Here is a 23,403-nt window from a genome sequence, read left to right as displayed (position 1 = left end):
GTGTCTCAGGTCTCCGCGAGCAGTGCGTAGGCCGTCGTCACGAAAGTCTCGCGGGCGCGGTAGCGGCGGGTGCAGACGGCGGCCAGCGCAGTTGCGGTGTCGGGCCTGTAGCCCAGGAAGGCCTGTTGGCCGAGGGTGGCTCCGCAGTGGAAGTAGAGCGGTCCGTACTGGGCGGGGTGCTGGAACCAGGACATGGTGTGCGTGTGCCGGTGCCCCAAGCCCCGCCGCAGGACCGGGCGGCCTGCTGCCCGCAGGGCCGCGGCCAGGGGGTGGCCCGTGGGGTCGATGTGGGCTTCGAGGAAGGTCAGCAGGTCGTGCGGGGTAGCACGGATCGCGCCGGCTGCCTTGAATCCGCCGATGGTCAGCGGGGGCGTGGGCGTGCTGCCGTCCTTGCGGTGACCGGTGGCGTCGGTGGCGTCGCTCTCCGGGCCCGCGGGGTGCAGGGCCGTGCCACCCAGTCGCAGTGGCCGCAGCACCTGTTCGGTGAGCAGGTCGTCCCAGGGGGTGGCGGTGGCGGCGGCCAAGGCGTGACCGAGCACGGAGACACCGAAGTTGGAGTAGTGCCACCGGGAGCCGGGCTGCCGATGCGGTCGTCGGCGTACGAAGGCGTCGATGACGTGCCGGTCCTCGTAGCCGGCGTAGGGGTTGGTGCGCCAGGTGGGCAGGGCCCGGGGGTAGAAGTCGGGGGGCAGGCCGGGCAGTCCGGAGGTGTGGGTGATCAGGTGGGCGAGGGTGATGGGGTGCGCGCCGATGCGCCGCGTGGGGGCGAGGAAGGACAGGGCCGGCTCGCCCCCGGAGAGAGTTCCGGACTGCGTCAGGTGGGCCAGCAGCAGTGCGGTGAACGTCTTGGAGGCCGAGCCGATCTCGTAACGCAGCTGGTCACGGGGGACGGGCGGCGGCGGTCCGGTCCCGCCGCTGCGCACCGTGCGCCGGCCGTCGCGGGACAGTGCGAAGACGACATCGGGCGCCTCCACCGCGGCGATGGCCTCATCCAGCCGCCGGTACGTCGTCTCGTCGTCCGGGCGGTCCTGCGCCGGGGGGAGGCGGGGCGGAGGCTCGTCCTCGGTGGCGTCGTGCGGTTCGCCGCCTGGCCAGGGTGTGCGCGGGGGCGTCATCAGGATGTGGTGTGGGTGAGTTGTGTCAGGGCGCGAGAGGTGGCCATGACGGAGGCGAACGCGGCGACGAGCGTGGGGTGGTAGATGAGGTCGAAGAGTTCCTCGGGATCGCCCTCGGGGATGGTGCGTACGGCGGGCATGGCCCCGTCGTCCTGTTGGGCGGCGGCGAAACCATCCCAGGCGCGTTCGTCCAGCGTGGGACGGGGCAGGCAGGCGTCTACGACGAGGAGTTCGCCGAGGAGGTCCCAGCGCTCCAGGTCCAGCCAGTCGTCCAGCCAGGCGGGCAGCCAGGTGGCCAGGTAGTCGGCGAGCGGGGGCGGGATGCCGTCGGGGTTCTTGCCCCAGTCGGTGAGGTGGAAGACGGTGTGGGTGATGTCGTAGGCGGTGTGCCCTTCCACCGTCCAGGGTTCGGGGGTGCGTCCCAGCCATGTCCGGCCGATGACCTCGGCCTCCGGCGGCCGGGGCTCAAGGCCGCAGCGGCGTTGGAACGCGGAGAGCCCGAGGCGGCGTACGGGCGGCATCTCGTGGGCGGCGAAACTCTCCAGGCGCTGGTTGAGCCGGAAGATCTGCTCGAACGCGGGATGGCTGTAGCCCAGCTCCTTGAAGGGGAGGTAGACCTCGAAGGGAATGGGGGAGATGGGTTCGATGCGCTGGCCGCGCACCAGCATCTGACCGCCGTCCAGCGTGTTGCGCCAGGCGTGGTCGAGCAGTTGCCGTGCCAGCTGCGCCTGCCGGGAGCCGGCCACCCCTTCGCGGAACAACACTGAGCAGATGAGGGCCAGTTCGCCGATGGGTTTGAAGCGCTCCAGAAAGCCCACTTCGGGGTCGACGTCCGGTTCCAGGCGGAACCCGTCGCGGTGGGAGTGCAGCCATTCGAGCGCCTGGCTGCCGACGGTGTGCATGAGGCGGGTATTGGTCATCTCGACGCTCCTCGTCCCCGCTGTCCAGCCTGCCTCTGCCCCTGCCGCGCGGCTCCCGGATGCGCGGCTCCCGGATGTGCCGGCTGCGCGAAGGCGGCTGCCTTCCCGGTCGCCGCAGCGGCGGTATCGGTGTCCTCGTGCAGTGCGTCGGTGGTCAGTGCGTCGGCAGCCAGCGCGGGGGCGGTCAGCGCTGCGGCGAAGACCGTCATCAGCGTCGAGTGATAGCAGCCGGTGAAATCGTCCGCGGGCGCCCTCCCGTCCCGCTTGGAGCCGATCTCCGGAACGGCTCCGGACGCGCCCTGTGCTCCGGCGAGTCGCGTCCAGGCGTCTTGCAGCATCGTGCGGTCGGGCGCGCCGGGCAGGCTGCCTGCCACGGCCAGCAGCTCACAGCTCAGGTCCCACCGCTCATCCTCCAGGCAGGTGTCCAGCCACGGCGGGAGCCACTGCGCGAGGTAGTCGGCGACCTGCGGAGGAACGCGGTGCGGTGCCGCGCCCCAGTCGGCGAGGTGGAAGATCACATGGGTGAGTGTGTAGCCGGCGTCCCCTTCGAACATCCAGGGTTCCGGCAGGCCGCCCAGCCAGGTGCGCTCCAGCGCCCGCTCCATGTCCTCGTGCGGCGGCATGCCGCTGTGGTGTTCGGAGTTGAGGATGCCGAGGCGCCGGTTGGGCTGCTGCTCGGTCACCTGCCACGAGCGGGTGCGGGTCACCGTCGCAGCGGCCTTCTCGAAGCCGTGGTGGCGCAGCCCGGCCGAGGCGAACGCCGCGTAGATCTCCAACGGGTACGTCGCGAAGGGCTCCAGGCGCTGCAACTGGCACAGGAGGTCGCCCTGCCCGGTCTGCTGCCAGGCGAAGTCCAGCAGGTCACATGCCCTTTGGTGCAGCGGCGCGGTCGATTCGGTGTGGCGGCGTACGGTGACGCACACATGCGCCAGTTCTCCCAGCGGCTTCCAGGTGAAGTTCACGTCGCCGTACTCGGCCAGCGCATCATCCCCGAGTACGAAGTCGTCACGGTGTTCGGACACCCAGGTCAGCGCCACCTCGGCGACCCCCCGGACATCGCGCGCCCTCACCCCGGCACTCCGGCCCGCATCAGCTGTGCCGCCTCCACCTGCAGCAGCACACGGGGATCTTCGGACCCCATCTGCGCCACGAACTCCAGTCCGGCCTCCAGGCCAAGGGTGTGTGGCACGCCGTCCAGCAGGACCAGCCAGCGGCCGGCCCCGGCGGCTTGGAGCCAGTCGCGTCGGCGGACCGCACGCACGAAGCCGCGGGCGACATCCACGGGTCGGCTGCGTGCCACCCGGGCCACCGCGCAGTCGGCGCCGGGCAGCGCGAGGGGGGCCAGCACGGCGAGTTGATGGGTCAGCACCTGCCACGAGGTGTCCTCAAGCCAGGCCGCCGGCGGCTCTGTTCCTTGCGGCGCGCCGTTGAAGGACGCGTCAAGATCCGCCAGAGTTCGTTGCATCGCCCAGTGGCTCCATACCGACGCGGGCGAGGCATCGGCGGGGGGCGGATACGCCTGCACGGCTTTGCTGAACACGGCGAGGTCGTCGGGTTCGAGCGGTGTGCGGCGCAGGACCCCCGGCAGGACGGCGTCGGCACCCACCACACGCACGGCGGCGAGGGCGAGGCCGTCCACGGCCGCCGCGTCGGATCCGGTCACGCTGCCGGCCAACCGAAACCGGCCCCCGTTCCGAAGAGCGGAGACCAGTTCCGACGTGAGGCCCTGCACCGCGCCCGCCAAAGGCGACGTAGTGCCTGACTCCTCCATGCCGGCGCCCGTCAACCCTTCTTCGGGCGCGGGGTCGGAGGCGACAACAGCAGGGAGATCGCCCCGCCAGTCAGGGCCAGCGCCGCACATTCGCGGCTGTCGCGGTAGGAACCGTCGGCCTCAACCGGGTCGAGAGCCGCCTCAACGTCCAGCGTTTCGGCTACGTCCTGATCCGTGAATTCGGTGGAAGCCATACCTCTGCCTCTTCCGTCATATCACGCTGAGTTTCACGTAATGCCAGCACGATTCCTGCACACTCCTGTACGTACTGTCATCAGCGAAATTCAGCGCATGGGTTTCCTTTACCTCACGCGCATTAGAGAATTACGCGACCGAGGTCAGGCGGTACATGCTGCACGCCTCTAAATCGTTCTCTTCGAGGCGCCCTTATAAGCCTAGACGAACCCAGCCGGTGCAGCATCCGCAGGCAATATTCCATATTCGAACTATTGCAACCTGTAAGGGGTTTGGTCGCGCGGCGCCACCGGGCGAGGAGGCCGTCTCCGACGAGGACGAGCGCGCCCGCCAGCTGTGTCATAGCCCAGCCGCCTCGGGCAGTGGAATCGGCGGTCGCTAGGGTCTGCCTATGTCCAGTCCTGGAGATGTGCCGCCGGAGATCCTGTATCGGTTGCGGTCGTTCTGTCGGCAGCTGCCCGAGTCGTACGAGGAGCCGGCCTGGATCGGCGTGCGCTGGCGGATCCGTACGCGGACGTTCGCCCACGTCTACACGCCGGACGTGGATCGCTACCCGGTCTACGCCTCGCACGTAACCGCAGATCAGGAACCCGTCGTGATGACTTTTCGGGTGCCCGTCGACGATCTGCTCGGCCTGACCGCCGGTGGGTTCCCGTTCCTCCGTGCCGACTGGGGGCATAACGTCGTCGCCGCCGTTCTCGGCGACCACACCGACTGGACCGAACTTGCCGAACTGATCACCGACAGCTACCGCGAAATGGCCCCGAAGTTCCTCGCCGCTCAGGTCCCCCTCCTGCCACCGATCAGCTGACCGGCGGCGGGCCCCGCGCCCGGCCCTGCCTCGGGTGATGGCCATCGCCTCGGGCAGCATTGACGCCGTACCTCCACGCGGAGTCGTGCAGGAGAGCGACTGCGGAGGGCAGGTTGTGTACGACCCAGGTGGTAGTGCACCGCCACGGCGTGGCTCTGCTCAGGCTCCCTGATGTGGGCGCCTGGTCTCAGCCGCCCGCGCCTGCGCCCATGCCCACCACGCGCCGCGCCAGTTCGTCGATCAACTTGTCGACGGAATGCGGCGCGAGCAGGTCCGGCACGGTCAGGTCATCCACGATCAGGCCGGTCATGGCGAGATACATCAGGACGACGCCCGTCCGGTCGCCCGGCAGGCCGCCGTCCAGATGGAATCTGATGTTGGCATCGAGCTGGGCGGTGAAGAACCGGGTGAGCTCGGCGTGCAGTTCGGGCCGACGGGTTGCCTCCAGACGCAGCTCCATCAGGGCGAGCCAGCTGCTGCGATCCTCGCGCATGCGGCCGAGGAGCTGCTTGAGAAGGGTGACGACCAGTTCGACGGAGGGCTTTTCGCTCATGGTGTCGGCGAGTTGGGACTCCTCGGGCGTCAGACGCTCCTGGATGCGCGTCATGACCTGGGCCAGCAACTCGGCGCGGTTGGCGAAGTAGTTGGTGGTGGTGCCCTTGGGGACCTCGGCCTGGGTGTCGACCGCGCGCAGGGTGAGGCCGCGCGAGCCCTCGCGGGCCAGGACCTCGATCGCGCCATCGAGCAGGGCGGCCCGCCGTGCGGGGTTCTGACGCATGGCATGTTCCTTCCGGAAATCTGTTGACACCACTGCGGGTGCAGTACTACGGTCTAACCACTTCACTCAGAGTACATCACTCGACGTGCCAATGACGCTGTCAGAGGAGCGAGATGCGAAACCAGCTGAAGTCCCTGAAGTCCCAGCAGAGCACCCGATTCCCGGTGCCCGCCAAGCCACGCTCACTGCCCCGCCCCCGCCCGCTGCCCAAGCCGGGCACCCGCCGCTGAAAGGCCAAATGACAGACCCCATCGCGCACTTCACCGAAGATCACCGCGTCGAAGCGGACCACGGCCCCGGATCCGACCACGAGGAGACCCCCATGCGAAAGCTCACCTACTTCATCGCTGTCAGCCTCGACGGATACATCTCGGGCCCCGACGGCTCCGACCCCACCTCGGGACCGGACGCCTTCTGGCCGATCGGGCAGGACTACATCGAGCACCTCGTCACCGAGTACCCCGAGACACTGCCGGGCCCGGCGCGGGACGCGTTCGGGATCAGCGGGGACGGTGCGCACTTCGACACCGTCATCGAGGGCCGCAGGACGTATCAGAACGGCGTGGACGCCGGAATCACCAACGCCTGGCCCCACCTGAGACACCTCGTCTTCTCCCGCTCCCTCACCGAGTCTCCCGACCCGGGCGTCGAGCTCGTCGCCGGCGACCCCGTGGCCAAGGTGCGCGAGCTCAAGCAGGAGGACGGCAAGGACATCTGGCTGTGCGGGGGCGGCGAGCTGGCCGGGGTGCTCTTCTCGGAGATCGACCAACTGGTCATCAAGCTGGCACCGATGACGATCGGCTCGGGGACGCCACTGTTCGGGCAGAAGAGGCCGTTCGACCCGACGTTCTTCGCCCTGGCCGACAGCAAGATCATGGAGAGCGGCACCATCTTCCTCACGTACGCGAAGAAATGAGTACGCACGCGTGAGCGGGGTCGGCGGCCGGGCGGCAGAGCACCGTGCGCGCTCGGCTTGGAGCCGTTCCTCGTCCGTGATCCAGGCCCGGGTGCGTGCCAGGTCGCGGAGCTGCACCGTGGTCGGCGATGTGGACGCGTATGCAGGCCAGGACGGACCGCTGCCGGCCGGTGGCCTCCCACGGGCGGGGGCTCATGGCGAGCCCCCGGCGCGGCGCCGCAAGTCGGCGAGCTCGGTGCGCGGCACGTCCTGCACCAGGCGGCGGGACAGCTCGATGAGCCGCCGCCTCAGCGCGGTGTTGCCGGCGGCTGGGCCCGCAGCCAGAGCTTTGTAGGTGCGGTTCCAGTCGCGCTGGGTCTGCACGAGCTCGGGGGAGTGTTGTGTCTGCACCATGACGCCAGTAGAGCACATGTTCGAATTTCTAAGCGAGCGCCGCTGGCGTGACTGTTGCCCCGGCCCCGGCCGCGGCCACGCTCGCGAAAGCCCGGCTGCACCAGTGGCCGCGGAAGTTCCGCCGATGAGTTTGTGGCGGTTGCACGGTCCACCCCTCGAGGAAGGGAGCACACCATGCGCAAGATCATCGTTTGTACGTTCCTGACGCTCGACGGCGTCATGCAGGCGCCGGGCGGTCCGGACGAGGACGCGGAGGACGGCTTCCAGCACGGCGGCTGGCAGAAACCGGTGGATGACGACGAGGTCGGGGCGGCCATCGCCGGTTGGTACGAGCGCTCGGACGCGATGCTGCTCGGCCGCAAGACGTATGAGATTTTCGCGTCGTACTGGCCAACCGCCGATCCCGGAAACCCGTTCACCGATCGGATGAACAGCATGCGCAAGTACGTGGCGTCTCGGACCCTGACGTCCGTCGAGTGGCAGAACTCCACACTGCTGGAGGGCGACGTCTCCGATGCCGTACGCAAGCTGAAGGCGTCCGACGGTGGCAACATCAACGTCGTCGGCAGCGGCGACCTCGCCCAGACCCTCATGCGGCACGACCTCGTCGACGAGTACCGGCTGACCATCCACCCGGTGATCGTCGGCACCGGCAAGCGGCTGTTCGCCGACGGGGCGATCCCCACCGCACTGGAGCCGGTCAGCGTCTCGACGACGAAGGGCGGCACCGTCGTCGGCGTCTACCGGCCGAACGGTAAGCCCAGCTACGACAGTTACTAGTGTGACGTGCGCCGCGGAAGTTCCGCGGCGCAGCACAGCGAACACCACGGTCAGTCAGCAATTGCGTGTCACCGGCTCGACCGCGCCCCCGGACCACAGGTAGCCAGCGCCCGCACGCCGCGGTGTCCTCCCGGATCGCCGCAGCCACGCCCACCCGCAGCGCATACGCCACTGACGCTGGTAGCCGCGAGGCGGGCTGCTCCAGTCGACCCAGCCCCGCAACGGGCGGACCCTGGAGGTATGAACGGCATACGCACATCCGCGGTCGCCCGCCTCACGGTCGCCGCGATGGCCGCGTGCCTCCTGGGAGCTGGAAGCAGCATGGCCGCGGCAGCACCCTCGCTGCCAGTAGCTGAAGAAGCTGGCAAATGGGGAGACACCAAGAAGTGGGACGACCTGGCCGTCACCACGTCGAAGCCCACCAAGTTCACGCCGTCGAGCACGGCTGCCGGACACGAGACGAAGAACCAGGCGGTGAAGTGGCGCATCAAGGTCCAGAACAACACAGACGAGACCTTCGAACCCGCGCTGATGACGGTGCACGTGAAGTCCGGTGAGGACGGCGAGTCATGTACTCAGATCTTCGACGTGGAGAAGAAGATCAGCCTCGGGATACAGGGCAGCGTGTCACCGGGCTCATCCGGCACTGCTGAGTGGGGCTTCGATATCCCGCGTGATCAGCTGAACAAGGTTGACCTGGAAGTCCGCCCCTACTTCGACGAAGACGGGAAGCACTGGGTTGGCGAGGTGAAGTAGACGAGCTGAGTGATGCCAAGCATGGGGACATGGGGAACCGGGCCGTTCGACAGCGATCTCGCCGGCGACTTCGTTGACGGACTCGAAGGAATCGCACCCGACCAGGTCGTCATAGTGCTGCAGACGGCTCTGCAGCGGGTCGTTGCTTCTGGCGCCAGGGTGGAAGGCGAGGAAGGCGGGGACGGCGCGGAGCACTTGCTGCGGCTGCTCTGATCGCCGCCGATCGCCGCCCTGGTTCCTGGCAGCGCATTTGTGCTCGATCCGGAGGACGTACCGCTGAACTGCTGGTTGGATTCGCCGCATTGTTCGATGAGGCATCTCCGAGACCGAGTAAGTGGCGGCCCGCGGTGGGAGACTTGTGGCATGCCAGTCGGTGAGGCTGGGATTGGGGTTCGCCGTCAGTGCGTGACGGCGAACCCCAAGGGGTGAGGATGCGGGGCTCCCCGCCGTATCCCCACCGGGGCCCTACCGGAGCCGGGGGCGCGGGAGTACCCCCGCTTGCCGGGAGGGCGGAGGCTGGAGCCGTCTTGTCGGTGATACGGCTCCAGCCGGGCCTTCGTGTCGTTCTGGCTCGGGGGCTGGGAGCCTGATGGAGTCACGCGCATAGTGATGGCACGTGAACTCTTCGTCCGAGGTCAGGGTATGGCTCCATGGGCATCCGCGATAGAGCCGCGATAGAGGGCTCTCAAGCAGCACGTCAGCAGGCATGCCAGTTGATTGAAGCCGCTACTTACCCATCTTGACCAGAAGAACGCCTGAGTAACTCGGCATGTCAAGCCTCTCTCAGGTCAATCACCCGAACAGGTTGCCTGTCGGGCGCATGGACGTTTCTGCACCGCCTTTTCTCCGTACGGTAGTGGGGCGTTGCCCCAGCCCCTGGTGACGGTCCGCAGGCCGCCCACCCCCGTTCTCTAGGGGTCTCACTTTCAGGAAGTGTCATGGGCATCAACGACGCACGCTCGAGCTCAAATCTGCGCGGGAATGACAGGCCGCCGGATCTACCGGATCCGTGTCGGTGCGCACGCAGTTATCGTCAGAGCGGGGTCACCGTGGTCGAGTTCTGCGGGGCGATCGACGTGAGTAGCGCCCCGGGTGTTCAGGTCCATATCGACGCCGCCACCGCCCCCAGGTACGCCCAAGTGGTCGTGGACCTGCGGCCGGTGGAATTCTTCGACTGTTCCGCCCTCTCCCTGCTCTGCCGGGCACGACGCAGGGCCTTCGAACATGATGGTCACCTGGCACTGGTCTGCACCCGGCTGTGGCACCTGCGGATCCTCAAGGCAGCCGGGCTCAACGCGCGCTTCGAACCCTTCTCCACGATGCAGGACGCGCTCGACTCCGGATGATTGGCCTGTCAGCTGTCCGCGGCATCGGAGGGCGGCGGGTCATGGAGTGTGAGGTGGTCGTCGACGATGGCGCGGGCGAGGTCGGTCAGGGGTGTTGCCTGGCTGTGGGCGTGGGCGCGCAGCAGGGCGAGGGCTTGGCCGGTGGTGAGGGAGTGGCGGTAGCTGATCATGCCGATGGCGTGGTGGACGACGGCGTCCGCGGGCAGGAGCCAGGCGTGGATGAGGTCGTCTTCGGTTGATACGGGTGCGGCGAGGAGCAGGAGGTCGGCGGCGTCGGCGTGGTCCTGTGCGGTTTGCAGGTCGGTGTCGGAGATGGGGCCGGGGGTGTGGCGGTAGAGGGTGAGGATGAGGCCGGCCTGCTGGGCCGGGTCGGTGCCGTTGAGGACGGGCAGGGCGAAGGCGGCGCGGATGTGGTGCGCCTTGGCCTGCTGGGCGTAGACGGGCCAGTGCCGCGTGGCGGCGGAGTCCTCGATGTCGGCGACCAGGACCGGGGCGCGCTGGCTGAGGGCTTGTACGCAGGGGCCTTCTCCGAGGCTGATCTGCAGTTCCTCGCCCCTGGGGGCCAGCGGGCCGGCGGCGCACAGCGACACCCGTTGGGCCAGGGCGGCGTCGGCGGCCAGGGTGAGTCCCACAGAGTACGCGCTGTGCAGGGCCGTGCGGCAGGCCTCGCCGATGCGCAGTCCGGGTTGGGTCTGGCCGGTGTAGTAGGCGGCGAGGGCCACGGCTTGTGCCCGGGCGCCCGTCATCGTGAACTCGGGGCGAAAGCGGGCAGGCGAGCGACCGTGCGGTGCGGCTTCATCGTGGCGTCCGAACTCCGGCATTCACCGCCGATGCTGCCCCTGATCGGAAGCCAATGTCAGGTATGTGGTGGGCGAGCGGCGTCGCCTGCGGGCAGCCTGTACGTCCACACTACGCCTCACCCCGCACTAACCGGCGTCGTACCGCGAGGTGAGCTCTGCACCGTAGAAAACTCACTACTGGGGGGCGTCTTCAGTGTGTCCTTTGCGCCGCGGAGGTCCCTCCTGGGGCAGCTGTAACGGGAGGTGAGAGCAGTGGGCATGGACGTGGGCATGGACAGTGACCTGGTTTACGTGCTGCAGAGCCTGCGCCCCTCCTATGGGGATACGGGACTCTGCACCGCACGGCGCCGGGTCCGCTCCCGGGCATGGCGGTGACCGAAGCCTGGCTGGTGGGCAACGCTTGGCTCGCCGTCGTGCTGGATTGCAGCCCGCAGCAAGAGGCCTTCGCCGCCGCCGACGACTCGCGCCAGCGGCCGGCGAGCAGGGCGTCAACCGTCAACCCCGCAGCGTCCTCGGCTGGTCGACGGTCCAGGTCCGCCCACACCAGCTCCGTCGGCACGCCGCGACTACGTCGGATGACGGATATGCATCCGGCGGCGACAGAGAGACCGTTGCTCTCGACGTTCCTCAAGCCGGGAGGGCCGTAAAGCCCGTAAAGACCATCAAGCAGGCCGGCCGCGGGTGATCCCCCGGGTGGGAGGGCAGTGCCGGGCCCTGCGTCTTCCGCGATGGACTGTCCAATGCTCCACTGCACCGCCACTCAACTCGGTCCGCACAGCCACCCGATGGGAGTCACGCAATGGCGCACCACGTCTCCGGCCTGGGCATCAGCCCCACGAGCCTGGATCCCAGGAGCCACATCACCGACCTCTACGTATTCCAGAAGCCAGGCGATGCGAGCAAGACGATCCTGGTGCTCAACATCAATCCGACCTCGCCGATCACCGACGACGCCGTCGACCATGAATCGGTCTACGAACTCGGCGTGGACACCGACGCCGACGCGGTCACCGACATCGCCTTCCGCATACGCTTCTCACCGGTGCGGGACAACGCGCAGAGCGCAAGCCTGCAGCTGGCGACCGGCCGGGAGGCCGCGGCCGCCCCCGACGCGGGGGACACGGTCCTTCGCGCCGCGCCAGTGACCTTCGGCTCCGAGCCGCAGATCACCGAGGCTGGTGACTTCAGGCTCTTCGCAGGGCTCCGCAGTGACCCGTTCTTCGCCGACCCGGTCGGCGCGAGCGACAAATTCCAGTGGACCGGCAAGGACTTCTTCGCTGACAAGAACGTGTTCGGCATCGTGCTGGAAGTCCCCAACAGTGCGCTCGGCCCGAACCCTCAGGTGGGTGTCTGGGCCAGAGTCCTGGTTCCGCACGAGGGCCGACTGGTCCAGGGCGACCGGGCCGGGCGCCCGGGGATCGACGCCAACTTCAACCAGGACGACGACGACAAGCGAGTCTGGAATCAGCAGGGGCCGTCTGACGACCGTGAGGGCTTCCTCGACAAGTTCGTGCACGTCTTCGAGCACGCGGGCCACCCCAAGGACCGGGCTACCGCTCTCGCGGAAAGCTTGCTCCCCGACCTTTTGACGTACGACTACGCAAGCGCTGAAGGATTCCCCAACGGCCGCAACCTCACCGACGATGTCATCAACATGGGGATCGCCCAACTGAGCAACGGCGCTGTACCCCATGACGGGCTGCGGCCTCACACTGACCTTCGCACCGACTTCCCATTCCTGGGGAACCCGCACGAGCGTGGCTGACACGTACAAAGCTGGCCCCTGCTCTGCGAGCGGGGGCCGTCGCGTCGCCTCTGCGCCGGCCATCCGAGTCGTTCACTCGACGTTGTGCAGCTCGCCCGGGTCGCTCTCCAGGTCGTAGAGCTCGTCGTCGGACAGGAGATTGACGGCGAGTTTGTGCCGACTGTCGAAGATGCCGCGCATCGGCTGGAAGCCGCCGCCGAAGCCGTCGTGGTCGACTTCGTGGCAGCCGTGCGCTGCGTGGCGGCATCAGCCCGGAAGCTCTCACCGGCCACGGCGAAAGATTGAACTGCGGCGGGGATTGCGGCGGGCGTGCCCCAGCCGACCGTGAAGTCCTGGATACGTTCTCGGCGACTTTCGGCGACGCCTGGACCGGTACTGCCGCTCCTACAGCTCGGCACAGATGGCGTTCAGAAGGCGTCGCTCCCGTTCCTCCTCATGGTCCTTCCCGCCCAGCATGTAGCCGCCGAACTTCATATGGCTTCCTTGCTTGCCGAGGGTGATGACGCCTCGCCCGACCTCGGCGATGGCTGCCTCCACGTCGGCGAGCTCCACCTCGGTATTCAGGTGCACGTACCGCTCTGTCAGCCGTCGCGCGGGGATGATCTCACCGTGCGCGGCGCGCACCGCCGGGTCCGATCGGTAGGAGTCGTAGTACATCCGCGAGCCGGGGATCACGCCGGGGGAGGAGACGGAGATGGTCGTGATGCAGTCGCGGTACGTCTCGGCCAGCGCGAGCCAGTGGTCGACCTCGGTGCGCAACATCTTCAGTGTGGTGCCGGGCAGGCCCATGATGCCGGAGATGTAGAGCCTGTAGTCCAGCCGCTGTGCCAGGTCCAAAGCCTCCGTCACGCGCTCCGGTCCCTTGTTGATGCCTTTGGAGTCGCCGCGCAGCAGCTTGGGGTCGAAGGCTTCCAGGCCGACATTCCAGGTGCGGATGAAGCCTTGGCACAGCTCGGCGGACTGCAGGAACTCGTAGACGAGCCCGTAGGCGAGCATGAACCGGCGGCCGCGAAGCACCGGCGAGCCGGCGCACGCCTCGGCCAGTTCGTCGAGGTAACTGATCTCGCCCGACCATTGTTCGCGGGAGAAGCCGAAGGTGGAATCGCCGGCCGCGTAGACGTTGGCGCCGAGGCGGCCCACGACGGTCTCCAGCACAGGGATGATGTTCTGTGGATTGGTGGTCTTGGGGGTGAGTCCCTGGATGGAACAGTGCCTGCAGCGCCGGCTGGCTCTGCTGCCCCAGGTGCAGCCACCGTCCAGCGGCATCGTGACCATTCGCTTCAGCTCGTAATGCTGGGCGTACCAGACCTCGAAGGCCTGGTCGTAATGCGTTGCCAGCTGATCCTCGATCAGCCGGTAGTCGGGCAGCTCGCGGCGGTCGAGGGGGTAGCTGGAGGCGCTCTGGTTTATCACCTGCCCCCTGTTGTCGCGGTAGGCGAGAGACGGCACTCGACTCAGATCCAACTGTCCTTGCAGGGAATACAGCAGACCCATCATGGTGAACGGGCCGTTGTTGCCGGTACAGATGTAGTCGACGATACGGCTGCCGTAGGTGCCGGTGAGGATTTCCCGGTGCAGGATTCCCGCATGGTCGTTGCCGAACACCACGACGGCGTCCGGGTTCACCCGCTTGACCTCGGCGGCCACGATGAACGCCCACAGCGCGGTGGCCGTGTAAGCGGTGAACGCGGCGACCTCCGGCGGATCCGCCGCAATCATGGCTTGAACTTCGGGCCACTGGACGTGACTCATATCGATGTAGCGTGCGCTGAGGCCGGGAAAGCAGCGATGTTGGTACGTCATCATCTCCACAAGGGCCGCATGCGGGTAGACACAGCCCTCATTGCGGTACCGCTCCTGCCCGTCCACCCCCTCAATTTCGGCACCGCCGCCGGAAGCGCCCCCGCGGTGCGCCGAAGTCAAAGGCAGAGCGAAGTACCAGACCGAGCGCAACCGCCGCGCAGGCCGAGGCGCTGAAGGCAGCGGCAGCGCCCACTGGTACCGTCCGTCGATCCCCACGGTTTCCTCGGAGGGATGCAGACTCATCTCCACAGCCTCGACCTCCCGATGGCGCGAACCGATCCCGGATCTTCAACCCTGCGACACCGACACCGACACAGCCCAGCTCGACGTGTTCAGCCCATCACCGCATGCTGGGCTTCCGATTCCCGTCACGCCAGGTGGCGTGGCCGAATCCGGCCACGGCCAGCCGAGTTCAGCCCGCTGAGGGGGTGGCAGGTGTTCGACGCTCGGCGCTGCAGTTACCGGTCAGCTACCGCCGATCAAGCTCATCGTTGTGTCTGCGCGAGAGGGCGAGAGGTCAGGCCCGAGTGCGCAGTCCCGCCAGGAGTCGGTCGAGCGCCTGCTCCCCGGCCTGCGGGTCTCCGCCTCGCGCGATCCAGAGCGCGGCCTCGTTCATCGCTCCCGAGAGCAGCCGGGCCAGGGGCTCCACCGGCTGTTCGTCGATGATCCCGGCTGCGGCGAGCGCTGTCAGGGCCTCTTCGAGGTGCCGCGCGGATGACTCTTCGTCCAGGGCCCGCCACTCATCCCAGCCCAGTACGGTCGGGGCGTCGACCAGCAGGATCAGCCGCACCGCCGGGTCGGTCCCCGCGGCCAGGAAGGCCCGGCAGCCGGCCCGGAGTTGCTCCCAGAGATCCTGATGCCGCTCGGCTGCGGCCGCGACCCGCTCACCCAGTTCCTGTTGGACCTCGGAGACGACAGCCCTGAAGAGCCCCGCTTTGCTGTCGAAGTGGTGGTAGGCGGCTCCCTTGGTGACCCCGGCTGCCCGCGCCACCTCCGCCAGCACCACGTGGTGGTACCCGTCAGCGGCGAACTGCCGCCGTCCTTCGGCCAGCAGCGCCTGCCGCGTGGCCGCCCGCTGCTCCGCCCGGTTGACCGCCATCGTGCGCACCGCCCTTTCCATTTCGCGTACCCGAGGTATGCTAACTCCACGGTTCGCATACCCAGGGTATGCGAAATGGAAGTGAAAGGACTTCTGCCATGACGAACGTGCCCACGGCCAAACTCGGCGGCTTCTACCCGGTGCTCGCCACCCAAGACGTGGCGGCCTCCCGCGACTTCTACACCCGCCACTTCGGGTTCGAGGTGACCTTCGAGGCGGCCTGGTACGTCAGTCTGCGCCGCCCCGACGCCCCGCAGTACGAGCTGGCCCTCCTGGACCACGCCCACCCGACCGTCCCCGATGGCCACCGGGGCGCGCTCCAGGGAGGCTTGCTGCTGAACTTCGAGGTGGACGACGTGGACTCCGAACACCAGCGGCTCGTGGTGAAGGCCGGTCTGGACGAGCTACTGCCGCTGCGTACGGAGGAGTTCGGCCAGCGCCACTTCATCGTCGCCGCCCCTGACGGTGTCCTGATCGATGTCATCACCGTCGTCCCGCCCAGTCAGGAGTACGCCGCCCAGTACACCGGCGCCTGATCCTGCCGTTTCTCCCCGCTGGTCCCCCGGGGCATCCGAGGCGCGCCAACGAGAAGTTAGATACTTGGTCTAGAGCTAGAAAAGTAGTCTAATGTGGGGGTGGCGGGGTGTCCACCGGGCCGCGCCCCCCCCAGCGGCAGCACGTCGAGCGAGGAGAAGCCGGAACCGTCCATGAATGCCGAACAGCACTCAGCCGTCACTGCTCCGTACCTGTACGACCGGTCGGGAAAGCGCTACTCCCTGGACGACCCCCGCTGGCGGGGCGAGGACGGCAGCCCCCTCGCCGTCAGTGCGCTGCCGGGTCTGCGTCCCGATCAGATCGACACCGCCGAACGGTCCCTGTGGCGCTACCGCGCGGCTCTGCCCGTCCCGGCCGCCCGCAAGGTGAGCCTGGGCGAAGGATGTACGCCGATGGTCCCGGTCGACTGGGCCGGTCGGCGCGTCCACTTCAAGCTGGAGTGGTTCAACCCGACCTCCAGCTTCAAGGACCGGGGCGTATCGGTGATGATGTCCCACCTCGCGGCACACGGCGCCGACCGGGTGCTCGAGGACAGTTCGGGCAACGGCGGTTCTGCGGTGGCCGCTTACGCCGCTGCCGCAGGCATCCGCGCCAAGATCATCGTTCCCGCCGCCACTTCGGCGGCCAAGATCCTCCAGGCCCGCGCCTACGGAGCCGAGATCGAGCTCGTGGGCGGCACCCGCGAGGAGGTCTCGGACGAGGCGATCCGCCAGTCTGAGCAGATCCAATACGCCAGCCACAACTGGCACCCCATGTTCATCCAGGGCACCAAGACCATCGCCTACGAGATGTGGGAGTCGCTCGGCTTCACCGCGCCCGACAACGTCGTCCTGGTGGCCGGGGCGGGCAGCAACATCATCGGGTGCGACCTCGCCTTCGGCGAGCTGCTCGATGCCGGTCAGATCGACAGGCGCCCGCGCCTGTTCGTCGGGCAGCCCGAGCACTGGGCGACCATCGCCGACACGTTCAACGGCATCGCCCCGGCCCGCCGTGGCGAGCGAATACCGACGATCGCTGAGGGCGCTTCCATCGCCCACCCGGTCCGGCTGCCCGAGGCGGTGGAGGCCATTCGCCGCTCCGGCGGCGCCGCCTGCGCCGTCCCCGAGGCGAAGATCCGCGCCGCGGTCCGCGCACTGAGCGCGCGAGGCTTGTACGCCGAGCCGACCAGCAGCGTCGCCGCGGCGACCCTCGACCACTTCATCGCGACGAGGGACATCGCTCCGGGCGAGACGACCGTGGTCGTGCTCACCGGTGCGGGGTTGAAGTCCGCCGAGAAGATGGCCTCGGTGTTCGCCGGGGCATCCGACTGAGACCGTACGAGGAAAGGAGAGCGCGATGGCACACCCCTCCGAAGACGATCTCACCGACGAACACCCCGTACGGGAGGACGAACACCCCGTAGGGGAGGACGAGCACGGCGCACTGGAGGACGAACACCTCGTACGGGAAGCCGAGCGCATCGCCATTGCCATCGGGCGCATGTTCCCGGGCCTGTGTGAAGTCGTCCTGCACGATCTGCGCCGGCCCGACAGCGCCATCCGCGCCATCGAGAACAACCTGTCCGGGCGGCAGGTCGGCGACTCCGCCACCGAGCTGGGGCTGCGCCGCATCGCGGACCCCGAGTACCCCAGCGTCATCCAGAACTACAGCAACCAGTTCCCCGACGGACGCCCGGCCAAGAGCACCTCGATCGGCATCAAGAACGCCGACGGGCGTTACGTCGCGGCCCTCTGCCTGAACCTGGACGTCAGCACGCTGTCCCCGCTGGCACTGACCCTGGCCAACCTCGTCGCCACGGACGTCGACCACCGGGGCGAGGCCCTGGAGACGCTGCGTGACCGCACCGGACGCGAACTCCGGTCGCTCATCGATTCCTTCGCCGCCGAACGCTCCAGCTCCCCCCGCGGCCTCAACCGCGATCAGAAGCGCGAACTGGTCCAGCAGCTGCATCGCGAGGGATTCTTCGAGACCCGGAGTTCCGCACAGCTCATTGCCGACCAGCTCGGCGTCTCCCGGGCGACTGTCTACAACTACACGAAGTAGCCACCCCGCTCACCCGCAAGAACACCCCTGTCGCGACCGAGGAAGTAAGGCCACGACCAACTCTCCGACCCAATGGACGACCGGCTCCAGCAGCATCCGCCTGGCCAACAGCACCGCGACGTGCGGGTAGCAGCCGAGAGGGGCGCGCCGTTCGCGACCCAGGCGCAGAAGGTCCTGCGCAACTTGCGGATCGGGTCTCAATGCCGCGCGTGGCGGATCTTCAGCCGTCCATACTCCATGACGCCGGAGATCCGGATCCTCGGCCCTCCCAGGCAGGAGCTGCGCGGGGGCTTATAGCGCGTGTCCTTCCATACGGTGCGCAGATCCTCGAACTCGACGACGGCGTCACGGGGCACGGTGATCCTGGCCCTGCCAAAGGGGAGTTGCAACTCGATGTCGACGACAGGGTGCTCGAAGACCGCCCGCGACAGGTCCAGATTCACCTTTCCGTATGCGGACTCGACCTTGAGGATCCGCGGTACCTGCCACGCGCCGCGTCGCCGGATCCATCCGCTGGCAGCTCCGATCGTGGACGTGGTGGCCGGTTTCTCCGCCGGGAGCAAGGCCATGGCCGATACGAGCTCGCCGCGCGTCTTGACGGTGAGTGCCTGGTGGAGGCCGTCGTCCATCTCCTCGTGCGAGATGTGCCCTTCGGCGTACGCCTCCTGCAAGCGCTGCACGGCCGTGTCACGGTCGTCTTCGCTGATCAGCGACGGCGGGTCTTCCGGCAGAGAGGTCACCGTCTCACTGTAGTGCCGTGTCGACAATGCGCACACGCCAACGTCCCTAGCGGGCCGCGTAGTTGAGGGGGAGGCCGATCGCTCGTCTTCATGACTTCGAGCGGAAGTCATTTCGCGATGCCAGCGGGAGCCGCTTCCGTTCCTGAGACAACGACCTGCGTGCGCTGTCTCCCGGACCTTGGAGAGGAAGGCGTCGGGGAGCACTTCGGTCAGGCGAGGTTCTCGGTGGAGAACTGTCGAGCGTGTCGAAGGGGATTCAGGACCTTGCGGTCTGCCCGCCGAACCGTCCAGCTGGGTCGCGGGCCGGAACCGCTCCCTGGCAGATCTCTTCGACGGCCGCGCGAACGCGCAGGTCAGACGCTGTGCGTGTGCGGCGTCGAGTGGCGCAATACTCCGGCAACACCATCACCGCGGCCACGTCGGTATGGTCCCTCGCATGCCAGCCGAACGTATCCGCGAGCACACTGTGCCGGTCGCCGCCGCACGACGGCGTCGGCTGCGCGCGGACCAGGCGCGGCAGCTCGCCGATCTCCTGCGCCACCAGGTGCGCACAGGGGGCTTTCCCAGTGGTGTCCTGCCGCTGGAGGGCACGATCGGCAGTGATTACCACGTCTCCCGGAACACCGTCCGGCAGGCGTTGGATCTGCTCCGTACAGAAGGGTTGCTGGAACGGCAGCCCGGAGTCGGCACCGTCGTGTTGTCCGAGAAGTATTCGCACGGCCTGGACCGGCTGCAGGGTCTCGCCGAGACCCTGCACGAACACGGCGACGTCACCAACGAAGTCCGTACGGTCGGTCCCGTCCCCGCGCCCGCACCCGTGGCGCGGCGGCTAGGCCTCGTGGAGCACGCCGACGTGCTCTACATCGAGCGGCTGCGTCGGCTCAACGGCCTGCCGCTCTCCCTCGATCTCACCTATATCCCGATGGACATCGGCGCCGGTCTCATCGGCTGCGACCTGGAGAACACGGACGTGTTCCGGCTGCTCGAGACCCTGACCGGTCAACGGCTCGGCACGGCCGAGATCACCCTGGAGGCCGTCAACGCCGACGTGCACTCCGCCGCCGTTCTCGAGGCCCCGCGCGGCGTCGCCGTACTCATGCTCGAACGTCTCACCTCACTGTCCGACGGGCGCCCTGTGGACCTGGAGTTCATCCGCTTCCGCGGTGACCGCATCGCCATGAGCGGGTTGCTCCACCGCGCGCTCTGACCACCGGCCCTTCCGGCCCTTCCGGCCCCTCCGGGCCATTGGACCCGTCGGCCCGCCTGCCCGCCGGTTCTTCTGACTTCTCATCCCTCCACCTCTCTCCGGGAGAAAGCCATGCCTCTGGCCACCCAGCGTGCCGACGTGCCCGTGACCATCGACGAGTCGAAGTGCATCGACGGCTGCACGCTCTGTGTCGACATGTGCCCGCTCGACTCGCTCGCGATCAACCCGGACAGCGGCAAGGCCTTCATGCACGTCGACGAGTGCTGGTACTGCGGGCCGTGCGCCGCCCGCTGCCCCACGGGCGCGGTCACGGTCAACATGCCCTATCTGCTCCGGTGAAGGCGGCGAAGGAAGGCTTCGAAGGTCGAGAGGCTCCCACTCCCATGAAACGCACAGCTCCCATGGAGCGCATAACTCCTGTGAAACGTATAACTCCCGTGACACGTACGGCTCTTGCCGCTGCTTCGGCCGCCCTGCTGGCCTTCCCCCTGGCGGGCTGCGGCGGGGCGAGCGCGGACGACTCCGGTACCGTCACCGTGACCATCGGCTACCAGTCCAAGACCATCAACACCGTCACCGCAGGCACGCTGCTGCGGTCGCTCGGCTACTTCGAGCGCGAACTCGCCGCGCGCGGCAAGCGCGAGGGCGTCACCTACAAGGTCAAGTGGCAGGACTACGCCACCGGCGCCCCGATCACCGCGCAGATGACGGCCGGGAAGATCGACATCGGGTCGATGGGCGACTTCCCCCTCTTGATCAACGCCGCCCGTGGCACCCAGTTGAACCGGCCGACGAAGCTCGTCTCCGTCACCGGCTACAACCTCCGCGGCGGCCTCAACACCATTGTCACCGGCACCGATTCGAAGCTCTCGGCGCTGAAGGATCTGCGCGGCAAGAAGATCTCGACGAGCGTTGGCTCGGCTGCCGACGGCACGCTGATACGGGCGCTGCGGCAGGCGGACATCGACCCCGAGAACGACATCCGCAAGCTCAACCAGCAGCCCGCGGTGGGTGCTTCGGCCCTCCAGGCGGGCAGCGCTGACGCGCTCTCGCAGTTCGTGGCGTGGCCCGGGCTGCTCGCCTTCCAGGATCGGGCCCGAGCACTGTACGACGGCGCGGAACTGGACCTGCCTACCTTCCACGGGGTGACCGCGCGGGAGGACTTCGCGAAGAAGCGGCCTGGAGTCCTGGAGGACTTTCTGCGCGCCCAGGCCAAGGCGACCGACCATCTCAACAAGCGACCGGTCGCGGCCGCCGAGTCGGTGGCGAAGGCCACCGGTCTTCCGCCCGAAGTTGTCTACCTCTACAACGGCGCGCACGGCATCGCCACCTTCGACACCACGATCAAACCCGCGCTGGTGGCCGCGTTGAAGAAGGACGTGCCTGTCCTGAAGTCGGCGAAACTGGTGGGCGATGTCGATGTCGACGCCTTCGTCGACGAGCGGTACGTGAAGAAGGCGTACGGAGACGGATACGCCAGCGCCCTGACAACTACTCCGAAGCCCCCGCGAAGTGAGCTGTGGCTGAAGGGCGAGAACAAGACCCGGTCCTTCGCCGAACCGGCCGAAATGCTGCGCCAAGCAGCCGCGCACCGGGGCGAGGTGCGTGCCGCGTACGTCCCCGACGCCACGACCGGGACGCCGTGGTTCGCCGACAAGGCGGTGTGGGTGGCGGACGGCGAGAAGTTGCTGCCCTTCGTCACACCCTCCACCGCCACCGCCTACACCAAGGCGCATCCGGGCGCGCGCACCATCTCGTACAAGCAGGCCCTTAAGTACAACCAGTCTCAGAAGCAGGCGTCATGACAGGGCGTCATTTCCTGCGCGCCTTGTCGCTCGCCGCCGCGCTCGGCCTGTGGCAGCTCCTGACCGCGCTCGACGTCGAACTGTGGCTGCGCTTCGAGCAGTTCCCCACGGTCGTCGACGTCACGCGGGAGTTCGGGCAGCGCATCGGCAGCGAAGCGTACTGGCAGGACCTCACCGACAGCCTCAGCCGCATCCTGACCGGCTTCGCCCTCGCCGCGGTCGCGGGCGTGGCAGTCGGCACGGCGATCGCCCGTTCGCGCCTGGCCGCCGACCTGCTCGGTCCCGTCCTCGAAGTGCTGCGGCCCATACCGGCGATCGCCTTGGTGCCGGTGGCGATCCTGCTCTTCCCCAGCAACGAGCAGGGCATCGTCTTCATCACCTTCGCCGCGGCGTTCTTCCCCGTCATGGTCTCCACCCGGCACGCGGTGCGCGCCTTGACCCCGGTCTGGGAGGAAGCGGTCCTCACGATGGGCGGCGGCCGGTGGCGCGTCCTCGGCTCGGTGGTCCTGCCGGGAGCGTTGCCCGGCATCCTCGGCGGGCTCTCCGTGGGCATCGGCGTCTCGTGGATCTGTGTGATCTCGGCGGAGATGATCTCCGGTGAGTACGGGGTGGGCTACCGCACTTGGCAGGACTACACGGTGGTCGACTACCCCGGCGTCTTCGTCGGCATGGTGACGATCGGAGCGCTCGGGTGGATGACATCGACGGCGGTGGAGGTGCTGGGCCGCAGGGTGACGCGGTGGCTGCCACGGGCGGAGTCCCGCATGGAGGCGCCGGTGCTGCCGCGCCGGTCCCGGCCGAGGACCCCGCGACCGGAACCCCGCATCTCTACGGGAGACGATGCGGGGCTGCGTGCCTCCGTACATGCGCCGGACCACCTGCCCAAGGAGAGGCAAGGAAACCCGGACGACCTGCCCAAGGAGACGCAAGGACACAAGGAGACGCAAGGAGGCCTGACCCCGTGAGCACACCCCCCGAGACCACCCTCGCTCCCGTCCTCGCCCCGCCCCGAGGAACCCGGCTCACCCTGGGCGGCGCTTCGATCGGACGGGCGGGGGCCGCCGTCCTCGACGGGCTCGACCTGGACATCGCGCCCGGCGAGGTCCTCACCGTCGTCGGCCCTTCCGGATGCGGAAAGTCCACCCTGCTTCGCACCCTCGCCGGGCTGCTGCCTCCCCTCGGCGGGCAGGTCACCCAGGACGGGAACCCCATCACCGCACCCCACGCCGAGCGGGCACTGATCTTCCAGGACGACGCGCTGCTGCCGTGGCGCACTCTGCGGGCCAATGTCGAACTGCCTCTGGCCATCCAGGGGTTGAGGCGCTCCGGGCGCCGCGCACAGGCAGAGGAATGGCTGCAGCGTGTCGGCCTCGGCGGGCATGGCGCCAAACTCCCGCACCGCGTCTCGGGCGGCCAGCGGCAGCGTGTCCAGCTCGCCCGCGCACTCGCGGGAGAGCCGCGGGCCGTCCTCATGGACGAGCCGTTCGGCGCGCTCGACGCGCAGACGAGGGCCGGGATGCAGCAGCTCCTGGCCGAGGTGTTGCGCGGCACGGGCGCGACCGTCGTCTTCGTCACCCATGACGTGGACGAGGCGCTCTTCCTCGGCGACCGCGTCGCGCTCCTCGGCAGCGGCCGCACCTCGGGGTCCCTCGCCGTTCTCGACGTGCCGCGCCCCCGCGACCGCAGGGCCCACGGCGACCCCGCCACCGTCGAGCTGCGCCGCACCGTTCTGACGTCGCTCGGCTCCTGACTCCTCGGCTCCTGACTCCTCGGCACCAGACTCCTCGGCACCTGAGAGGCCCTTT

26 protein-coding genes are annotated in these 23,403 nt (G+C 68.2%); 15 read left to right on the top strand and 11 right to left on the bottom strand.

Annotated elements, in window-relative coordinates:
• Positions 1 to 5: 5 nt before the first annotated feature.
• The 5 genes from ACWGI2_RS31675 to ACWGI2_RS31655 are packed head-to-tail and all read right to left on the bottom strand — an operon-like array spanning position 6 to position 4,000.
• The gene (locus ACWGI2_RS31675; protein WP_453699087.1) at positions 6 to 1,115 is read right to left on the bottom strand and encodes a serine hydrolase domain-containing protein; all 1,110 of its coding nucleotides are present in this window, start codon (positions 1,113 to 1,115) and stop codon (positions 6 to 8) included.
• Positions 1,115 to 2,035: a DUF6895 family protein gene (locus tag ACWGI2_RS31670; protein ID WP_453699086.1), complete on the bottom strand. Its 921-nt coding sequence runs from the start codon at positions 2,033 to 2,035 to the stop codon at positions 1,115 to 1,117. Before ACWGI2_RS31670 ends, ACWGI2_RS31675 begins: the two co-directional genes overlap by 1 nt.
• Positions 2,032 to 3,105: a DUF6895 family protein gene (locus ACWGI2_RS31665; protein ID WP_453699085.1), complete on the bottom strand. Its 1,074-nt coding sequence runs from the start codon at positions 3,103 to 3,105 to the stop codon at positions 2,032 to 2,034. Before ACWGI2_RS31665 ends, ACWGI2_RS31670 begins: the two co-directional genes overlap by 4 nt.
• On the bottom strand, positions 3,102 to 3,806 hold the full coding sequence (locus tag ACWGI2_RS31660) for a hypothetical protein (protein ID WP_453699083.1): 705 nt from the start codon (positions 3,804 to 3,806) through the stop codon (positions 3,102 to 3,104). The genes ACWGI2_RS31665 and ACWGI2_RS31660 overlap by 4 nt, the downstream gene beginning before the upstream one ends.
• 11 nt (positions 3,807 to 3,817) lie before the next feature.
• Positions 3,818 to 4,000 carry a hypothetical protein gene (locus ACWGI2_RS31655; RefSeq protein WP_453401714.1) on the bottom strand — a complete coding sequence of 61 codons (183 nt, stop codon included), beginning with the start codon at positions 3,998 to 4,000 and terminating at the stop codon, positions 3,818 to 3,820.
• Positions 4,001 to 4,392: 392 nt separating this feature from the next.
• Between ACWGI2_RS31655 and ACWGI2_RS31650 the strand changes: the two genes are divergently transcribed.
• Positions 4,393 to 4,812, top strand: coding sequence for an MmcQ/YjbR family DNA-binding protein (locus ACWGI2_RS31650; RefSeq protein ID WP_453699081.1), 420 nt, complete (start codon positions 4,393 to 4,395; stop codon positions 4,810 to 4,812).
• Between the two features lie 187 nt (positions 4,813 to 4,999).
• On the opposite strand, the gene ACWGI2_RS31645 is transcribed toward ACWGI2_RS31650, so the two are convergent.
• On the bottom strand, positions 5,000 to 5,590 hold the full coding sequence (locus ACWGI2_RS31645) for a TetR/AcrR family transcriptional regulator (protein WP_453401712.1): 591 nt from the start codon (positions 5,588 to 5,590) through the stop codon (positions 5,000 to 5,002).
• 322 nt (positions 5,591 to 5,912) lie between these two features.
• Here ACWGI2_RS31645 and ACWGI2_RS31640 point away from each other — a divergent pair, with 322 nt between their 5' ends.
• Positions 5,913 to 6,506 (top strand): dihydrofolate reductase family protein, encoded by a 594-nt coding sequence (locus tag ACWGI2_RS31640; protein WP_453699445.1) that lies wholly within the window; start codon positions 5,913 to 5,915, stop codon positions 6,504 to 6,506.
• Positions 6,507 to 6,698: 192 nt separating this feature from the next.
• Here ACWGI2_RS31640 and ACWGI2_RS31635 read toward each other — a convergent pair whose 3' ends face one another.
• A complete protein-coding gene (locus ACWGI2_RS31635) occupies positions 6,699 to 6,899 on the bottom strand; it encodes a hypothetical protein (protein ID WP_453699080.1) in 201 nt (66 codons plus the stop codon).
• A 174-nt stretch (positions 6,900 to 7,073) separates the two neighbouring features.
• Here ACWGI2_RS31635 and ACWGI2_RS31630 point away from each other — a divergent pair, with 174 nt between their 5' ends.
• The 4 genes from ACWGI2_RS31630 to ACWGI2_RS31615 all read left to right on the top strand — a co-directional run bounded on the left by ACWGI2_RS31630 (position 7,074) and on the right by ACWGI2_RS31615 (position 9,781).
• Complete coding sequence (locus tag ACWGI2_RS31630) at positions 7,074 to 7,679, top strand: dihydrofolate reductase family protein (RefSeq protein ID WP_453699079.1); 606 nt, start codon at positions 7,074 to 7,076, stop codon at positions 7,677 to 7,679.
• 321 nt (positions 7,680 to 8,000) lie between these two features.
• Positions 8,001 to 8,435 carry a DUF4352 domain-containing protein gene (locus ACWGI2_RS31625; protein WP_453699078.1) on the top strand — a complete coding sequence of 145 codons (435 nt, stop codon included), beginning with the start codon at positions 8,001 to 8,003 and terminating at the stop codon, positions 8,433 to 8,435.
• Between the two features lie 21 nt (positions 8,436 to 8,456).
• Positions 8,457 to 8,648: a DUF4259 domain-containing protein gene (locus ACWGI2_RS31620; protein WP_453699076.1), complete on the top strand. Its 192-nt coding sequence runs from the start codon at positions 8,457 to 8,459 to the stop codon at positions 8,646 to 8,648.
• 725 nt (positions 8,649 to 9,373) lie between these two features.
• On the top strand, positions 9,374 to 9,781 hold the full coding sequence (locus ACWGI2_RS31615; RefSeq protein WP_453699074.1) for an STAS domain-containing protein: 408 nt from the start codon (positions 9,374 to 9,376) through the stop codon (positions 9,779 to 9,781).
• Between the two features lie 8 nt (positions 9,782 to 9,789).
• Here ACWGI2_RS31615 and ACWGI2_RS31610 read toward each other — a convergent pair whose 3' ends face one another.
• On the bottom strand, positions 9,790 to 10,527 hold the full coding sequence (locus tag ACWGI2_RS31610) for a GAF and ANTAR domain-containing protein (protein ID WP_453699072.1): 738 nt from the start codon (positions 10,525 to 10,527) through the stop codon (positions 9,790 to 9,792).
• 853 nt (positions 10,528 to 11,380) lie between these two features.
• Between ACWGI2_RS31610 and ACWGI2_RS31605 the strand changes: the two genes are divergently transcribed.
• Positions 11,381 to 12,346 carry a DUF4331 family protein gene (locus ACWGI2_RS31605; RefSeq protein ID WP_453699070.1) on the top strand — a complete coding sequence of 322 codons (966 nt, stop codon included), beginning with the start codon at positions 11,381 to 11,383 and terminating at the stop codon, positions 12,344 to 12,346.
• 384 nt (positions 12,347 to 12,730) lie between these two features.
• Here ACWGI2_RS31605 and ACWGI2_RS31600 read toward each other — a convergent pair whose 3' ends face one another.
• Positions 12,731 to 14,392: a hypothetical protein gene (locus tag ACWGI2_RS31600; RefSeq protein WP_453699069.1), complete on the bottom strand. Its 1,662-nt coding sequence runs from the start codon at positions 14,390 to 14,392 to the stop codon at positions 12,731 to 12,733.
• A gap of 274 nt (positions 14,393 to 14,666) precedes the next feature.
• Entirely contained in the window at positions 14,667 to 15,248 is a 582-nt protein-coding gene (locus tag ACWGI2_RS31595) for a TetR/AcrR family transcriptional regulator (protein WP_453699444.1), read from the bottom strand.
• 98 nt (positions 15,249 to 15,346) lie between these two features.
• Here ACWGI2_RS31595 and ACWGI2_RS31590 point away from each other — a divergent pair, with 98 nt between their 5' ends.
• From ACWGI2_RS31590 to ACWGI2_RS31580, 3 genes are all read left to right on the top strand, one after another.
• On the top strand, positions 15,347 to 15,784 hold the full coding sequence (locus tag ACWGI2_RS31590; RefSeq protein WP_453699067.1) for a VOC family protein: 438 nt from the start codon (positions 15,347 to 15,349) through the stop codon (positions 15,782 to 15,784).
• 171 nt (positions 15,785 to 15,955) lie between these two features.
• Positions 15,956 to 17,113, top strand: a complete 1,158-nt coding sequence (locus tag ACWGI2_RS31585; RefSeq protein ID WP_453699065.1) for a threonine synthase — start codon at positions 15,956 to 15,958, stop codon at positions 17,111 to 17,113.
• A gap of 25 nt (positions 17,114 to 17,138) precedes the next feature.
• Positions 17,139 to 17,846: a helix-turn-helix transcriptional regulator gene (locus ACWGI2_RS31580; RefSeq protein ID WP_453699064.1), complete on the top strand. Its 708-nt coding sequence runs from the start codon at positions 17,139 to 17,141 to the stop codon at positions 17,844 to 17,846.
• A 197-nt stretch (positions 17,847 to 18,043) separates the two neighbouring features.
• On the opposite strand, the gene ACWGI2_RS31575 is transcribed toward ACWGI2_RS31580, so the two are convergent.
• Complete coding sequence (locus ACWGI2_RS31575; protein WP_453699063.1) at positions 18,044 to 18,586, bottom strand: DUF1707 SHOCT-like domain-containing protein; 543 nt, start codon at positions 18,584 to 18,586, stop codon at positions 18,044 to 18,046.
• Between the two features lie 436 nt (positions 18,587 to 19,022).
• Between ACWGI2_RS31575 and ACWGI2_RS31570 the strand changes: the two genes are divergently transcribed.
• The 5 genes from ACWGI2_RS31570 (at position 19,023) to ACWGI2_RS31550 (ending at position 23,348) form a co-directional block, all read left to right on the top strand.
• On the top strand, positions 19,023 to 19,793 hold the full coding sequence (locus ACWGI2_RS31570; RefSeq protein ID WP_453699061.1) for a GntR family transcriptional regulator: 771 nt from the start codon (positions 19,023 to 19,025) through the stop codon (positions 19,791 to 19,793).
• A 111-nt stretch (positions 19,794 to 19,904) separates the two neighbouring features.
• Positions 19,905 to 20,132 (top strand): 4Fe-4S dicluster domain-containing protein, encoded by a 228-nt coding sequence (locus tag ACWGI2_RS31565; RefSeq protein ID WP_453699060.1) that lies wholly within the window; start codon positions 19,905 to 19,907, stop codon positions 20,130 to 20,132.
• A gap of 98 nt (positions 20,133 to 20,230) precedes the next feature.
• A complete protein-coding gene (locus ACWGI2_RS31560) occupies positions 20,231 to 21,598 on the top strand; it encodes an ABC transporter substrate-binding protein (RefSeq protein WP_453699058.1) in 1,368 nt (455 codons plus the stop codon).
• Positions 21,595 to 22,563, top strand: coding sequence for an ABC transporter permease (locus ACWGI2_RS31555; protein ID WP_453699057.1), 969 nt, complete (start codon positions 21,595 to 21,597; stop codon positions 22,561 to 22,563). Before ACWGI2_RS31560 ends, ACWGI2_RS31555 begins: the two co-directional genes overlap by 4 nt.
• Positions 22,560 to 23,348 (top strand): ABC transporter ATP-binding protein, encoded by a 789-nt coding sequence (locus ACWGI2_RS31550; RefSeq protein WP_453699056.1) that lies wholly within the window; start codon positions 22,560 to 22,562, stop codon positions 23,346 to 23,348. The genes ACWGI2_RS31555 and ACWGI2_RS31550 overlap by 4 nt, the downstream gene beginning before the upstream one ends.
• Positions 23,349 to 23,403: the final 55 nt, after the last annotated feature.

The organism is Streptomyces sp. NPDC054866 (genome assembly GCF_053610745.1).
Note: the sequence above shows the minus strand (reverse complement) of the source record. Positions and strands in the feature narration are given on the sequence as shown.